This window comes from Streptomyces sp. NPDC030183 (assembly GCF_055573455.1).
Genome location: NZ_JBVIBK010000030.1, coordinates 33,218 through 45,466, shown reverse-complemented (window position 1 = coordinate 45,466; position 12,249 = coordinate 33,218). Strand labels below are relative to the sequence as shown.

The 12,249-nt window shown below is 70.9% G+C and carries 15 protein-coding genes, 1 pseudogene and 1 riboswitch; of the genes and pseudogenes, 9 read left to right on the top strand and 7 right to left on the bottom strand.

Going from position 1 to position 12,249, the window contains the following annotated elements; translation table 11 throughout:
- Window positions 1-18 precede the first annotated feature (18 nt).
- Entirely contained in the window at window positions 19-876 is an 858-nt protein-coding gene (locus ACZ4Z2_RS30770) for a helix-turn-helix domain-containing protein (RefSeq protein ID WP_468080453.1), read from the bottom strand.
- Between the two features lie 246 nt (window positions 877-1,122).
- Between ACZ4Z2_RS30770 and ACZ4Z2_RS30765 the strand changes: the two genes are divergently transcribed.
- On the top strand, window positions 1,123-1,581 hold the full coding sequence (locus ACZ4Z2_RS30765) for an ATP-binding protein (protein ID WP_468080451.1): 459 nt from the start codon (window positions 1,123-1,125) through the stop codon (window positions 1,579-1,581).
- Here ACZ4Z2_RS30765 and ACZ4Z2_RS30760 read toward each other — a convergent pair.
- The 4 genes from ACZ4Z2_RS30760 to ACZ4Z2_RS30745 form a co-directional block, all read right to left on the bottom strand.
- Window positions 1,553-2,128 (bottom strand): DUF6328 family protein, encoded by a 576-nt coding sequence (locus ACZ4Z2_RS30760; protein WP_468080449.1) that lies wholly within the window; start codon window positions 2,126-2,128, stop codon window positions 1,553-1,555. The two genes, ACZ4Z2_RS30765 and ACZ4Z2_RS30760, sit on opposite strands and share 29 nt — an antisense overlap.
- A 188-nt stretch (window positions 2,129-2,316) precedes the next feature.
- Window positions 2,317-2,790 (bottom strand): C40 family peptidase, encoded by a 474-nt coding sequence (locus tag ACZ4Z2_RS30755; RefSeq protein WP_468080448.1) that lies wholly within the window; start codon window positions 2,788-2,790, stop codon window positions 2,317-2,319.
- A gap of 3 nt (window positions 2,791-2,793) precedes the next feature.
- Window positions 2,794-2,992: riboswitch (cyclic di-AMP (ydaO/yuaA leader) on the bottom strand.
- Between the two features lie 343 nt (window positions 2,993-3,335).
- A complete protein-coding gene (locus tag ACZ4Z2_RS30750; RefSeq protein WP_468080447.1) occupies window positions 3,336-3,653 on the bottom strand; it encodes a hypothetical protein in 318 nt (105 codons plus the stop codon).
- Window positions 3,654-3,660: 7 nt separating this feature from the next.
- Complete coding sequence (locus tag ACZ4Z2_RS30745) at window positions 3,661-4,302, bottom strand: ATP-dependent Clp protease proteolytic subunit (protein ID WP_468080445.1); 642 nt, start codon at window positions 4,300-4,302, stop codon at window positions 3,661-3,663.
- A gap of 163 nt (window positions 4,303-4,465) precedes the next feature.
- Between ACZ4Z2_RS30745 and ACZ4Z2_RS30740 the strand changes: the two genes are divergently transcribed.
- Window positions 4,466-4,744 carry a type II toxin-antitoxin system Phd/YefM family antitoxin gene (locus ACZ4Z2_RS30740; RefSeq protein WP_468080444.1) on the top strand — a complete coding sequence of 93 codons (279 nt, stop codon included), beginning with the start codon at window positions 4,466-4,468 and terminating at the stop codon, window positions 4,742-4,744.
- A gap of 366 nt (window positions 4,745-5,110) precedes the next feature.
- Here ACZ4Z2_RS30740 and ACZ4Z2_RS30735 read toward each other — a convergent pair whose 3' ends face one another.
- Window positions 5,111-5,263, bottom strand: a complete 153-nt coding sequence (locus ACZ4Z2_RS30735) for a hypothetical protein (RefSeq protein WP_468080442.1) — start codon at window positions 5,261-5,263, stop codon at window positions 5,111-5,113.
- Window positions 5,264-5,386: 123 nt separating this feature from the next.
- Between ACZ4Z2_RS30735 and ACZ4Z2_RS30730 the strand changes: the two genes are divergently transcribed.
- The 7 genes from ACZ4Z2_RS30730 to ACZ4Z2_RS30700 all read left to right on the top strand — a co-directional run bounded on the left by ACZ4Z2_RS30730 (window position 5,387) and on the right by ACZ4Z2_RS30700 (window position 11,792).
- Window positions 5,387-5,689, top strand: coding sequence for an urease subunit gamma (locus ACZ4Z2_RS30730; protein WP_388705038.1), 303 nt, complete (start codon window positions 5,387-5,389; stop codon window positions 5,687-5,689).
- A 9-nt stretch (window positions 5,690-5,698) separates the two neighbouring features.
- Window positions 5,699-6,010, top strand: a complete 312-nt coding sequence (locus ACZ4Z2_RS30725; protein ID WP_055523895.1) for an urease subunit beta — start codon at window positions 5,699-5,701, stop codon at window positions 6,008-6,010.
- Window positions 6,003-7,724: an urease subunit alpha gene (locus tag ACZ4Z2_RS30720; RefSeq protein WP_468080441.1), complete on the top strand. Its 1,722-nt coding sequence runs from the start codon at window positions 6,003-6,005 to the stop codon at window positions 7,722-7,724. Before ACZ4Z2_RS30725 ends, ACZ4Z2_RS30720 begins: the two co-directional genes overlap by 8 nt.
- Entirely contained in the window at window positions 7,724-8,398 is a 675-nt protein-coding gene (locus ACZ4Z2_RS30715; RefSeq protein WP_468080440.1) for an urease accessory protein UreF, read from the top strand. The genes ACZ4Z2_RS30720 and ACZ4Z2_RS30715 overlap by 1 nt, the downstream gene beginning before the upstream one ends.
- Window positions 8,399-8,587: 189 nt before the next feature.
- Window positions 8,588-9,271: an urease accessory protein UreG gene (gene ureG / locus ACZ4Z2_RS30710; protein WP_468080439.1), complete on the top strand. Its 684-nt coding sequence runs from the start codon at window positions 8,588-8,590 to the stop codon at window positions 9,269-9,271.
- 17 nt (window positions 9,272-9,288) lie between these two features.
- Window positions 9,289-10,050, top strand: a complete 762-nt coding sequence (locus tag ACZ4Z2_RS30705) for an urease accessory protein UreD (RefSeq protein WP_468080438.1) — start codon at window positions 9,289-9,291, stop codon at window positions 10,048-10,050.
- 152 nt (window positions 10,051-10,202) lie between these two features.
- Window positions 10,203-11,792: an alpha/beta hydrolase gene (locus ACZ4Z2_RS30700; RefSeq protein ID WP_468080436.1), complete on the top strand. Its 1,590-nt coding sequence runs from the start codon at window positions 10,203-10,205 to the stop codon at window positions 11,790-11,792.
- 43 nt (window positions 11,793-11,835) lie between these two features.
- On the opposite strand, the pseudogene ACZ4Z2_RS30695 reads toward ACZ4Z2_RS30700, so the two are convergent.
- Window positions 11,836-12,246 (bottom strand): annotated as a pseudogene (locus tag ACZ4Z2_RS30695) (NAD(P)-dependent oxidoreductase); the annotation flags it as partial.
- Window positions 12,247-12,249 lie beyond the last annotated feature (3 nt).

Here is a 12,249-nt window from a genome sequence, read left to right as displayed (position 1 = left end):
CTCCTTACGCGCCGGAAGCTAGCCCTGAGCCAGTCCGGCGATGTAATCCAACGAGTCCTCGGGCGAAAGGGCGTGGATCTGAAGGGCGTTGAAGGCCTCGACATAAGCCCTGAGGTCTTCTTTCCGCTCGAGGTAGAGGCTACTCGTCAAGTGGTCGAGAACAACCACGTCCAGATCGGATGTGCTCCGAAATGAGAAAATTACGAAAGGACCGGTGATGCCGATGTGCGCCCCCGCAGTGAACGGCAGCACCTGCAGTCTCACTTGAGGCAGGCGCGCCGCCTCGACCAACCGCTCCAGTTGGCGGGCCATCACCTCGGGTCCACCGACCTCCCGCCGCAGAACGCCCTCGTCGAGCACGGCGCTCAGCTCCATCGGGGGATGCCCGCGCAGGACGTCCTGCCGCGCGAGCCGCACTTCCACGAGCGCGTCGAGTTTGTCGTCCTCCAGCCCCTCCACCGCGGCCCGCGTCACCGCCCGCGCGTACTCGGGGATCTGCAGCAGACCCGGCACGACCGAGGTCTCCAGGGTGCGCATCCCGTTCGCCTGCGACTCCAGGCTGATGAAGTCCCGGTACGTCGGTGGCAGCACCCCGCGGTAGGCGTGCCACCAGTTGTGCCGCCCGCCGCCGTCCTCGGAGCCCGCCAGCGCCATCAGCAGTTCGCGTAACTCGGTGTCGTCGATCGCGTAGGCGTCCAGCAGTCGGTGGACGTCCGCGGGTTTCACCCCACTGGCGCCCGTCTCGATGCGGCTCACCTTCGACTGGTGCCAGCCCACGAGACGGGCGGCCTCGATGCTGGTGATGCCGACGCGGGTGCGCAGGAGGCGCAACTCGGCGCCGAGCTTGCGGCGGCGGACCGCCGGACCGTATTGCATGGGTGTCTCCTTCCGCCCGGCGCGCGAAGTCGGGTGACGGTAGAGGATGGCCCGAGGGGCCCCTCGAATACGGTCGGCCGTCGGAGAGTTCACCGCTTCGAGCGACAGATATATGCATATCTTGGTGGATCGCCACCCGTGACGGCCCAGGTAGTGGCAGTCTGGCGCGAAGCACCAGTCCGGGACCGTCATCGAACCATCCGCTCCCAGTCGGACACCGGTCCCGTGGGAAAGGGACGCCTCGCCATGGCAGATCACCAGGAAGCATCCGTCACTCTGCCGAGCGATCCCGCCTCGGTGTCCGCGGCCCGGAGGTATGTCGCCACCGTGCTGGCCGAATGGGGCCTGCCGAGCGACACGGGCATCGCGGACACCGTGCGCCTGATCGTGTCCGAACTCGCCACCAACGCCGTTCAGCACACCTTCGGTCAGTCACCCACGTTCACCGTGGACCTCGCCCTCGACCGCGACGAACACCTGCGCATCGGCGTCACCGACAGCCATCCGCGCTTCCCGAAACGTTTGCCCGCCGCCGTCCAGCAGGACAACGGGCGGGGCATGGTCATCATCCGCTGGCTCACCGCCGAGTGCGGCGGCAGGCTGAGCGTCAGACCCACGCGGGAGGGCGGCAAGACGGTGGCGATCGAGCTTCCGTGGACCGTTCCCGTCCAGCCGGTCAGGGCAGGCGGTCCGCAGGAGTCCTGACGGGGTCCGCCTCCTGGGGCGCGGGGGCCGTGCCGCTGCGGCGCGGTGTCGGCATCGGGGCGCGGTTCTCGCGGACCGAGCGTCCCACGAGCTTCGGGAGCAGGCCCCACAGCAGCAGACAGCCGACGACGGTGCCACCGCCCGCGGTGAGGCCCGCGGCCCGGCCCAGTGTCACGTCCACGACGAGCAGGACCGACCCGGCGAAGGCCGGCATCAGCACCCACAGGCCGACGCTGGCCAGCCTGGACGAGACCCGCACGATGGCGGGCTTGGCGTTCTGCTGGAACAGCGAGCGGTGCAGGGCCGCCGGGGCGGTGAAGAGCGCCGCCGCGAGGACCGCCAGCAGCAGCGTGGTCACGTAGGTGGCGCGCTGGAACGAGTCCAGGTCCGGGAACCGCGGGGTGAAGGCCAGCGTCAGCAGGAACGCGAAGAGGATCTGCACGCCCGTCTGGGTGACCCGCAGCTCCTGGAGCAACTCGGAGAAGTTGCGGTCGGCCCGCTCGAGAGGTGTCTCGTTGCGAGCGGGGCTGATGCGATCGTCGGCCATGGCCGTACGAGTAACCATCCGGGCCCGTGCCACGCCTCGCCAAGGGGCGAAAGAGGGCCCGGGGCGCTCATGTGGCGGCCGGGGAGCGGCGAGAGGGGCCGGGGAGCGGTAAGCGCCTGAGGAGCGCGGCGTAGGGCGGCGGGGAACGGCGGAGGGGGCGGCCCTCGTTCCGGCCGCCCCCCGGCGGGTCAGCGGACCCGGCCGTACCAGACGCTCTTCGTCCAGATCTTCTGCAGCCGCACGACGTCACCCGTCTTCGGCGAGTGCCAGATCTTTCCCTTCCCCGCGTAGATACCTACGTGGTACACGCTCGATCCCGAGTGGAAGAAGACGAGGTCTCCGAGCTTGCGGTTGCTCGATGAGATGTGCTTCGTCTTGTTGTACTGCTGCTGGGCAGTACGGGGCAGCTTCTTGCCCGCCTTCTTGAACGAGTAGAGCGTCAGCCCTGAGCAGTCGAACCTGCCGGGGCCGGTCGCGCCGTACTTGTAAGGGGAGCCCTTCTTGGAAGCCGCGACCTGAAGTGCCTTGGACGCTACTGTGGCGGCCTCGGCGTCGGAGGCGACGCCCGGGACCACGATGCTGCCGCCGACGGCGGCGATGGTGAGAGCCGAGGCCGTGCCGGCCCGGGTCAACAGCGACGGGACACGATTGAGCGCAGACATGCGCAACCCTTCGTCAGCCGCCTGTGAAGGATGACCTGTCGGATTCGGGCTGGCGAAGTTGCCCGGCCGCTGACGCGGCTTCACCCCAAGGGCTGCTCGGCCCGGTCATGGCGTGACCGTCCCGGCGACCCGTCGTGCTTGGGTCCTCCACTCCTGCCGATCCACTCCTGTCGACCGGTCATCCGGACGGCGGCAGGACTCGGCGTCCGCCCGGATCGCCCCGCCGCTGTGGCGGGGGCTTGTCGTCAGGAAGGGATCTTGACGCACGGAAGTCCGAAAATCCCAACGGAATCAGGGATTTGTGGTGTTACTCACCACTCGCCCGTTCGGGTGGACAGGCCGTTTTCAGCTGTTCTGTCCATGGAGTCGGGGGTGTCCCCACCAGCATCGGAATGACGGGTTCCGGCACTCGTGTGGCTATGACGTGCAACTCCGGCGATTCCTGGGGCGGATGGGCCGATGGGTTGTTGGGCGTAGGCCGACCGGTGGGCCGTGGCCCGGACCGGAGGTCCCGTCAGCGGTACGGACGAGGACGCGCGATCGGTTCAGGCGGGTGAGTCCTCGGGTTCCGGCGGAAGAGTGATCCGGGCCGCCCGCCGTTCCCCGTCCAGCACCCGCAGGGCCCGGGCGAGGGTGGGGGCGTGCAGCTCGTTCTCGCCGCGTGTGTGCATCAGTTCGAGCGCGTCGCGCAGTGCCGTCGCCTTGCCGACGAGGGCCTGCGCGGCCCGCAGCCCGCGGTATGTGTCGCCGGGGCGCGCCGGGTTGATCCGGCCCAGCAGGTCGACCACGTCCAGATAGCGGTCGATCACCTCGGCCTCGGCCCGCGTCAGCGCGGGCAGCGGCGGCAGCTCGGGTGGCAGCATCGGCGGCTCACCTCGCGCCGGGGAGCGCCCGCGAACCCCTGGGGCTCGGCACGACCCGGTCGGCCAGGCCGTAGTCCACGGCTCCGGGCGCGTCGAAGACGGTGTCCCGTTCGATGTCCCCGCTGATCCGTTCGTGGCTCTGCCCGGTGTGCCGTACGAGCATCTCCTCCAGCCTGCGGCGGTTGCGTGTCAGCTCCTCGGCCTGGATCGCAAGGTCGCTCGCCTGCCCGGTGACCGGCTCGGTGAGCGCCGGCTGACGGATCACCACCTGCGCGCCCGGTAGCACCGATCGCCTGCCGGGGGTGCCCGCCGCCAGCAGCACCGCGGCGGAGGCACCCGCCCGGCCCAGGCAGACCGTCTCCACGTCGCAGCCGACGAACCGGATCGTGTCGTAGATGGCCGTCATCGCGCTGAACGAGCCGCCGGGGGAGTTGATGTAGAGGGAGATGTCCCGTTCCGGGGACTGGTACTCCAGATGCATGAACTGCGCAATCACGTCGTTGGCCGACGTGTCGTCGATCCGCGTCCCGAGGAACACGATCCGCTCGTCCAGCAACTTGGCATACGGATCCATCGTTCGGTGACCCGCACTTGTGCGCTCGGTGAATTCGGGGAGCGCGTGACGGGCCGACGGCCGGTTCGCGGGCATGGATGCCTCCTCTGAACGACTTCTGTAAAAAATGTACAGGATGTACGCCAGCTGTGCGGGGTGCTCGGCTGACGGCGAAAATCCCCGCGCGGCGCGGCTTCGCGCGGATCGCTGCGATCTTCCGCTCCGGAGGGCCGGTGCGAGCCGGTCTAAGCTGGACCTCATGGCCTACGAGATTCCGGTGACGCAAGCCAGGGCTGAGCTCGCCGATCTGATCAACCGAGTGGTCTACGGCGGCGAGCGCGTCGTCGTGACGCGGCACGGGAAGCCCCTCGTCGCCCTGGTCTCCGCCGCCGATCTGGAGCAGCTCGAAGCGCTCCAGGACCCCTCGTCGGAGCCGGTGATCAGCGCGGTCTCCGGTGTCCGCGAGGTGGCGTCCCCCTCCCGCGACCAGCAGCGGTTCGGCATCACGGCGGAGCACCGGGGGTCGGGGGCGTCCTAGGCCAAGCCACAGCGGGGGGCACAGGCACCATCTGGGCCCGCCTTTCGGTGGCTGGTCCGCCGGCTGGTACCCGCCCAGGGCGCGGGCGCGGGCGCCGGAGCGGTGCGGCGGGCTCCGGCGAAGAACGAGACGGAGCGCGGCAGTGCCGCGCCCGCGCCCGGCAGCAGCCACTGGCCGAGCGTCCCGGCCCAGCAGTGGGGACAGTCCGGCCACGGAGGCGCCCCACGGCCAGGGCGCAGCCCGCCGGTGAGCACGCCGAGCCTGGTGTGCGCCAGGGCGGTGGCGGCGAGGCCGATCAGGACGGCGGTCTAACCGGAGGCCGAGCCGCGGGGATCCCCGCCCGGGCCGCCACCACAGCGGTGACGGTCACCCGGGCACCCTCCGGCGCGGCCTGTTCGCCCACCGCCTGCCGGAGCTCATCAACGCCTTCAGCCCCAGCTCGACCACCTGGACCGGTACGTCCCCGAAGAGCGCGTGCTGGGCGGGGAGGCCATGGAGGACCCGGCCGGTGGTGATCATGTGTCGGTTAACGTCGTCGAAACGCCGCCCAATTAGCCTGCGCCCACGCCACCAGCGATGTTGCGCGGTGGCGAGGCAACCGGACCCCGCACGGTCCGGAGCGAGGATGTGAGGTGGGACGCCGTGCAACTGACCCCGCACGAGCAGGAGAGGCTGCTGATCCATGTGGCGGCGGACGTGGCCGAGAAGCGCAGGGCCCGGGGCCTGAAGCTGAACCACCCCGAGGCCGTCGCCCTGATCACCGCGCACATCCTGGAAGGCGCGCGGGACGGCCGTACGGTGGCCGAACTCATGGCGTCCGGGCGGACACTCCTCACCCGTGACGACGTGATGGAGGGCATCCCCGAGATGATCCACGACGTCCAGGTCGAGGCGACGTTCCCGGACGGCACCAAGCTCGTCACCGTCCACGACCCGATCGTCTGAGGGGCCGCCGTGATTCCCGGAGAGATCCTCTTCGCCGAGGACCCGATCGTGTACAACGAGGGCCGTGAGGTCACCCGGCTGACCGTCCTCAACGCCGCCGACCGACCCGTCCAGGTCGGCTCCCACTACCACTTCGCCGAGGCCAACCCCGGCTTGGAGTTCGATCGTGCCGCCGCACGCGGCAAGCGGCTGAACGTCGCCGCCGGCACCGCCGTGCGGTTCGAGCCCGGGATCCCCGTCGACGTCGAACTCGTTCCGCTCACCGGCGCCCGTGTCGTGCCCGGACTGCGCGGGGAGACCGGAGGTGCCCTCGATGCCTGAGATCTCGCGTGCCGCTTACGCCGACCTGTTCGGCCCGACCACCGGTGACCGTATCCGGCTCGCCGACACCGATCTGCTCGTCGAGATCGAGGAGGACCGTTCCGGCGGCCCCGGACTCGCCGGTGACGAGGCCGTGTTCGGCGGTGGCAAGGTCATCCGCGAATCCATGGGCCAGGCGCGCGCTACGCGCGCAGACGGCACCCCGGACACCGTGATCACCGGCGCGGTGATCATCGACCACTGGGGCATCGTCAAGGCCGACATCGGCATCCGCGACGGCCGGATCACCGGCATCGGCAAGGCGGGCAACCCCGACACCATGGACGGGGTCCACCCCGACCTCGTCATCGGGCCCGAGACCGAGATCATCGCGGGCAACGGGCGGATCGTGACCGCCGGCGCCATCGACGCGCATGTCCACTTCATCTGCCCGCAGATCGCCGACGAGGCGCTGGCGTCCGGGGTGACCACCCTGGTCGGCGGCGGCACCGGACCGGCGGAGGGCTCCAAGGCCACCACGGTCACCCCCGGCCCTTGGCACCTGGCCCGGATGCTGGAGGCGATGGAGCAGTACCCGCTCAACATCGGCTTCCTCGGCAAGGGCAACACCGTCTCCCACGAGGCGATGCTGTCCCAGATCCGGGGCGGGGCGCTCGGCCTCAAGCTGCACGAGGACTGGGGGTCGACGCCCGCCGTCATCGACGCGTCCCTGACCGTCGCCGACCGGACGGGCATCCAGGTCGCCATCCACACGGACACCCTCAACGAGGCCGGCTTCGTCGGCGACACCCTGGCCGCCATCGCCGGACGGGGCATCCACGCGTACCACACCGAGGGCGCGGGCGGCGGGCACGCGCCCGACATCATGACCGTGGTCTCGCAGCCGCACGTGCTGCCCAGCTCCACCAACCCGACCCGGCCCTACACCGTCAACACCGCCGAGGAACACCTCGACATGCTGATGGTCTGCCACCACCTCAACGCCGCCGTGCCCGAGGACCTGGCCTTCGCCGAGTCCCGCATCCGGCCGTCGACCATCGGCGCCGAGGACATCCTGCACGACCTGGGCGCCATCTCGATCATCTCGTCCGACTCCCAGGCCATGGGCCGGGTCGGCGAGGTCGTCCTGCGCACCTGGCAGACCGCGCACGTGATGAAGCGGCGACGGGGCGCCCTGCCGGGTGACGACCGCGCCGACAACCACCGCGTACGCCGCTATGTCGCCAAGTACACGATCAACCCCGCGCTCGCGCAGGGCCTCGCCCGTGAGATCGGGTCCGTGGAGAGCGGCAAGCTCGCCGACCTCGTGGTGTGGGACCCCGCGTTCTTCGGGGTGAAGCCGCAGCTCGTGATCAAGGGCGGGCAGATCGCGTACGCGCAGATGGGCGACGCCAACGCGTCCATCCCGACGCCGCAGCCGATCCTCCCGCGCCCGATGTACGGGGCCGTCGGACGGGCGCCGGCCGCCAACTCGTTCAACTTCGTGGCGCCGCTCGCCATCGAGGACGGCCTGCCGGAACGGCTCTCGCTCGGGAAGCGGTTCGTCGCCATCGAGTCCACGCGGTCGGTCACCAAGGCCGACATGCGGGAGAACGACGCGCGGCCCGACGTGCGGATCGACCCCGACAGCTTCGCCGTGCACATCGACGGCGAGCTGGTGGAGGCGACACCGGCCGCCGAACTGCCCATGGCCCAGCGTTACTTCCTCTTCTGATGTCCAGGGCGGCTCTTCTCGTACTGGCCGACGGGCGCTTTCCCGCCGGGGGGCACGCGCACTCCGGCGGGGCCGAGGCGGCCGTCAAGGCCGGGCTGATCAGCGGGGCGGAGGGGCTGGAGGCGTTCTGCCGGGGGCGGCTGCACACGGTGGGGCTGGTGTCCGCGGCGCTGGCTGCGGCGGCGGCACACGGCGCCGATCCGGTCGCGCTGGACGCGGCGGCCGACGCCCGGACACCGTCCCTGGCCCTGCGGGTCGCCTCCCGCAAGCTGGGGCGGCAGCTGATGCGGGCGGCCCGGGCGACCTGGCCGTCCGACGAACTGGGCGCGCTCGCAGGGGAGTTCCCCAAGGGGGCGCACCAGCCCGTGGTGTTGGGGGTCGCGGCGCGGGCCGCCGGGCTCGGGCCCGAGGACGCCGCGTACTGCTCCGTGTACGAGAGCGTGAGCGGGCCGGCCAGTGCGACCGTGCGGTTGCTGAGTCTGGACCCGTTCGACGCGACGGGAGTGGTGGCGCGGCTGGCTCCCGAGATGGACCGGGTCGTGGGGGAGGCCGTCGAAGCGGGGCAGGGGGTGGTCGGTGGTGGGGTGGATGTGCTGCCGGTGGCGTCCGGGCCGTTGCTGGAGATCGGGGCGGAGGCGCATGCGGCTTGGGCCGTGCGGTTGTTCGCGTCGTAGGAGGGGCGTGGTGTCACCGGTCGGCTGCGGGTTGTCGTGGGCTGCTCGCACCACCCGCAGCCGGCCGCCCGCCCGCAACTGCCTCCTCTCCGGTCGACCGCCGCAACTGCCCCCTCTCCGGTCGACCGCCCGCAACTCCCCCCCTCCATCGGTGACCGATCACATACCCCCACCAGAAAAGGAGCCCCCATGCATCTCGACCATGACCACCTGCACGACGGTCCCGCTGCCGTGAGCGCCGACGCGCGTCGGCCCGACGGGCGTCGGCGCGCGCTGCGCATCGGTCTCGGCGGACCCGTGGGGTCCGGGAAGACGGCCACCGTCGCCGCGCTGTGCCGCGTGCTGCGGGACGAGCTGTCCCTGGCCGTCGTGACGAACGACATCTACACGCGGGAGGACGCCGACTTCCTGCTGCGCGAGGCCGTGCTGCCGCCCGAGCGGATCACGGCCGTCGAGACCGGCGCCTGCCCGCACACGGCGATCCGGGACGACATCTCGGCGAACCTGGAGGCCGTCGAGGACCTGGAGGACGAGGTCGGTCCGCTCGACCTGGTCCTCGTCGAGTCCGGCGGCGACAACCTCACTGCCACGTTCTCCAAGGGCCTCGTGGACGCGCAGATCTTCGTGATCGACGTCGCCGGCGGCGACGACATCCCCCGCAAGGGCGGCCCCGGCGTCACCACCGCCGATCTGCTCGTGGTCAACAAGACGGACCTCGCGCCCCACGTCGGCTCCGACCTCGGCCGGATGGCCGCCGACGCCAAGGCACAGCGCGCCGAACTCCCGGTGGTCTTCCAGTCGCTCAGGAGCGAGGCCGGCGTCACCGACGTCGCCGCCTGGGTACGGGAACGGCTCGCGGCGTGGACGGCATGACGACGGCGGGGCCCTCCATGAGTACGACCGGTGTCTTCGCCACCGCGCGGATCGCCGCCCGTGCCGACGGGCGCGGCGGTACCGCACTGCCCGTGCTGGAGAGCCATGGCCCGCTCGCGCTGCGGCGCACCCGGGGGAGCGGTGACGAGGCCCGGGTCATGTTGGTGGGCGCCATGAGCGGCCCGCTCGGGGGTGACCGGCTCGCCGTGGAGGCCGAGGTCGGGGAGGGCGCCCGGCTGCACCTGGGATCCGCCGCGGCGACCATCGCGCTGCCGGGCCAGGGCAAGGACGAGGCCCGCTACGACGTACGGGTCCGGGTCGCAGCCGGCGGCGAACTGCGGTGGCTGCCCGAACAGTTGATCTCGGCCCGAGGCAGCGATCTGCGGGTGTCGACCTCCCTTGACCTCGCGTCCGGTGCCCGGCTGGTGTTCCGGGAGGAACAGGTGCTCGGGCGGGCCGGGGAGGAGCCGGGGCGGTTGAGCAGCCGGCTCACCGTACGGCTGGACGGGCGTGCGCTGCTCGACCAGGCGGTGTCGTGCGGGCCGGGCGCGCCGGGCGGATGGGACGGTCCCGCCGTGCTGGGCGGATATCGGACGCTCGGGCAACTCCTTGTCGTGCGACCGGAGTTCGCCGAGAAGGCGCCCGAACCCCGGGTGCTGGGGGAGTCGGCCGCGCTCACTCCGCTGGCCGGGCCGGCCGTACTCGTCAGCGCCCTGGCGCCCGACGCGCTGCGGCTGCGGCGGGTGCTGGACGAGGCGTTGGCCGGGCTCGACGGCTGACCTCCATCCCGCTCAACGGAACGTGCCTCACCGGTTATCGGATTAGTAAAGAACGAACCGCCCCTCTGTCCCCGGACACCTCGCAGGCACGAGGATCCCCGTGACCATTCGAAACTTCGAAACGATGTACGGGGAGTTCCCTCTTGAGAGGTATGAGGCCGACGAGAAGGGCGGCAGCGTTCGGCTCCGCCGGACTGCTCGTCACGGCGACCCTGATAGCCGGCGCCGTCACCGCCCCCGTGGCCAACGCCGCGGACACCGGCAGGGGCAAGAGCCCGGAGGCCAGGGGTGTCGCCATCGCCGCCGCCAAGGCGGCGAAGAAGGGCGTCACGTGGCAGGACTGCCCCGAGGCGTGGGGTCTTGAGAAGCCCATCCAGTGCGGCTGGGTCACCGTGCCGCTGGACTACGCCAAGCCGAACGGCAAGCAGATCGAGCTCGCCGTCGACCGCATCGGCAGCACGGGCACGAAGGAGGAGCGCCAGGGCGCCCTCGTCTACAACCCGGGCGGCCCCGGCGGTTCGGGTCTGCGCTTCCCGCGCCGGGTCACGACCAAGAACCCGCTGTGGGCCAACGTCTCCAAGGCGTACGACTTCGTGGGCTTCGACCCGCGCGGCGTCGGCAAGTCGGCGCCCATCTCCTGCGTCGACCCGCAGGAGTTCGTGAAGGCGCCCAAGATGGACCCGGTGCCCGACACCGAGGCCGACAAGCGCAAGCAGCGGAAGCTCGCCGCCGCCTACGCGGCCGGGTGCAAGAAGCGCAGCGGCGCGATGCTGCCGCACATGACCACGGCGAACACCGCGCGTGACCTGGACGTCATCCGGGCCGCCCTCGGGGAGAAGAAGCTCAACTTCCTCGGCGTCTCGTACGGCACCTACCTCGGCGCGGTCTACGGCACCCTCTTCCCGACCCACGTACGCCGCCTGGTCGTCGACAGCGTGGTGAACCCCTCGCGCGCGAAGATCTGGTACCAGGCCAACCTGGACCAGGACGTCGCCTTCGAGGGCCGCTGGAAGGACTGGACGAAGTGGGTCGCCCAGAACGACGCGACGTACCACCTCGGTGACACCCGCGCCAAGGTGCAGGCGAAGTGGCTGGAACTGCGTGCCACCGCGAAGAAGAACCCGATCGGCGGGCTCGTCGGCCCGGCCGAGCTGATCTCCTTCTTCCAGAGCGCCCCGTACTACGACTCCGCGTGGGCGCCCACCGCGCAGGTGTGGAGCAAGTACGCCGCCGGTGACACCCAGGCGCTGGTCGACGCGGCCGCCCCGGACCTCTCCGACACCGTCGGCAACGCCGCGTCGGAGAACAGCAACGCCGTCTACACCGCGGTCGAGTGCACCGACGCCAAGTGGCCCACCAGCTGGAAGACATGGGACCGCGACAACACCCGGCTGCACAAGAACTACCCGTTCATGACCTGGGCCAACGCCTGGATGAACCTGCCGTGCGCCACCTGGCCGTCGAAGCAGTACACGCCGGTGGAGGTCAAGACCAAGAAGGGCCTGCCGCCCGTCCTGATCGTCCAGTCCGAGCGTGACGCGGCCACCCCGTACGAGGGTGCCGTCGAACTGCACAAGCGGTTCAAGGGCTCGCGTCTGATCACGGAGACGAAGGCCGGCTCCCACGGGGTCACCGGTCTGGTCAACCCGTGCGTCAACGAGCGCGTGGACACCTACCTGCTCACCGGCAAGGTGGGCAGGTCCGACGTGAAGTGCGCCCCGCACGCCACGCCGGCACCGTAGGGCACTGAGTGCGTGAGGGGCGACCGGGCCGACCGGTCGCCCCTCACGCATGTGTTCGGTGTTCCGCCAGCCAGGCGTCCTCCGCCGCGTAGTCGAAGAGATCGCCGTACACCGCGGCCATCTTCGGGTACGCCTCACGCCAGTCCCGGCCGTCCGCCAGTCGGCTCTCGATCCACGCGACCGTCTCCGGCAGGGTCTCCGCGTACCGGACCACCGGGCGGTAGCCCACCTCCCGCTCGGCCTTCGCCATGTCGCACACCACGTCCGCCGGCACGGACCACGGGGTGTCGCCCACCGTGGGGGACGGGGCCGGGCCGTCGACGAGGACGTCCTCCGCCCGGACGCCCATGACGGCGTCGATCGCGGCGGCGATCTCGGCGACCGTGGGCGCGTCCGGGTCGACCGCGTTGAGGGTCCGGGAACCGGGCCGGGCGGCGGACAGGCGGATCAGTTCGAT